The sequence below is a fragment of the Komarekiella delphini-convector SJRDD-AB1 genome, from assembly GCF_014831675.1.
Taxonomy (GTDB): Bacteria; Cyanobacteriota; Cyanobacteriia; order Cyanobacteriales; family Nostocaceae; genus Komarekiella.
The window spans coordinates 1-1,927 of sequence record NZ_VJXY01000158.1 but is presented as its reverse complement, the minus strand read 5'-3'; the positions used below and the strand labels follow the sequence as shown (position 1 = coordinate 1,927).

The 1,927-nt window shown below is 41.8% G+C and carries 3 protein-coding genes; all 3 read left to right on the top strand.

Going from position 1 to position 1,927, the window contains the following annotated elements:
* The coding region (locus FNW02_RS38000) for a hypothetical protein (RefSeq protein WP_191762610.1) at window positions 1–467 on the top strand (467 nt) is incomplete at its 5' end.
* Window positions 468–470: 3 nt separating this feature from the next.
* Window positions 471–1,106: a hypothetical protein gene (locus tag FNW02_RS37995; protein ID WP_191762609.1), complete on the top strand. Its 636-nt coding sequence runs from the start codon at window positions 471–473 to the stop codon at window positions 1,104–1,106.
* 433 nt (window positions 1,107–1,539) lie between these two features.
* Window positions 1,540–1,839: a hypothetical protein gene (locus FNW02_RS37990; protein ID WP_191762608.1), complete on the top strand. Its 300-nt coding sequence runs from the start codon at window positions 1,540–1,542 to the stop codon at window positions 1,837–1,839.
* Window positions 1,840–1,927 lie beyond the last annotated feature (88 nt).

The following is a 1,927-nucleotide window of genomic DNA, read 5'->3' as shown; positions in this document are numbered from 1 at the left end:
ATGAACTCGTTAACTTTGGGCAAAAGGTTCTTGCTGGTACAAAGTTAAGTTCAGAATTACAGACAATCACAGTTGTACGAGGTGTACAAGCGCTGTACCCAGAAATAGCTCCGATGGCAAATGAGTTAGTGGGGGCAATTGGGGAAATTATAGCGACTCTTGATCGACATTTGTCCCCAACTACAATTGGTGAATTATATGCCGAGCAGCAAGGACTACCCAAGCCAATTAAACCCCAAATAGTTAATCGTGTTTTGGAAGCTGCTGGTTTGCAGACTAAACAAGTCGAAATCAAGATCAACTCTGCTGGTAAACAATGCCGCAAAAACATCTGGCATCTGACTCAAGCAGGTAAGCAGTGGGGAACTGTGACGCGGGATAAAGCCAGGACTCACGACAAAATCGTTGAACACGTTCGCTGGTTGCCAGATGTTCTTGAAGTTGTTGATTTGGCTGTACAGATCTAATTTATGCTTCCATCCAAATTTGTAGAACTTGCCGGCTTTCCTGACCGCTGGCAAGAACGAGACTTACAAAAATATATCAGCGATCGCCTAACCCAACGCGGATTTCAAACTCATCTGGAAGTTCAAGCTAATGGAGGACGGGCTGATATTGTCACCAGTTGGCAAGGTGGAGCGATCGCAGAGGTAAAAAAGTACCTTGACCGCGATACCATTTACCAAGCAGTCGGGCAACTCAATCTTTACGGGTTAAATAATACGCATAAACTCGTCGTGATGGGTTTTCTTACACCTGATGCGAGGGCGCAACCATCGGCACTCAAGACGGCATCGATGGTTGAGCAGAATCCTCGCATCAGTGTCATCTTCGTGAATCTTCAAGAAGAATGGTTGCCGGGAAATAAAATTGCTCTTGACTGGTTCCCACGGTTATTCTCTCTGCCAAAACTCTCATTACCACAATTGCCTTTTGGTGAATGGCGTTGGTGGTTGGGGGTTGCCAAAAACAATCCCCTGCTGTTGGTTTTGGCACTCGCTTTGGTTTCTGTAACAGCATCACAACTCAAGCGAGAGTTTACCCAATGCCAGCAGACTGTCCAAGTGTTAAATTGTCTCTTCTCTGAAAATATGCCCTTACCTTAACAGGTTTAAGTCTTTGATTGGTTTAACCTCTTTTTCCAATTAATTAAGGAAAGTCCGCAAACGCGGACTTATGCGGGTATAACCGTATCACCTTAGTCAGTGACAATCATGTAAATACAAAATGCATTTACATAACATATTTATGTTTGTCAGCTTACTTCTTAAATACAAGCTTTTTCAGCAATCTTTTAAACATAACTGCTGGAATTATATCTGGAAATTTAACTACATAAAAAAGTCCGCAAAAGCAGACTGTGTTTGGTAGAGTTTTCCGTTGGATCTACTGCTTAAAACTTCCATCTAAGTTTTCGCATATATTTATTTTTAATGATTCTACCTGAAAAAGCAAGCTTTTCAACTTAGATAATTAGACATAATTCCTAGAATTATATCTGCTAGATAATAAAAACTTAAACTCCAATCAGGAGAAACAATGGATACCTTGAAAGATTTCCTTTTCTTCAACGCGAACATTGCCACAGAATTCAATCCCTTTTACGAGAGAGAGTACTTGGTAATCCAAACCTACCCGCGTGAAAAAAGCTTGAGAGTTAACAAACGAAGTTTTGATTACAAATCGGCTAAGAGCTACGAAAGCATTGAAAATCTGGCTCACGACTATACATGTTTTGGCTTAAGAATCTTTCACAACTCCAAGCTGTGGACAGTAGACTTCGAGGGCAATCCTCAGAGTCGAATGGCACTAAGAAAAGCCGAAACACTTGTGGTTTAAGCTGTTTGCAATTGCTTGCGTAACTCATGCCGGGGTTTGGTCATTAAGGGGTAAGCTTTTGGGCGGCGTTTACGGACTCGTGGTTCAC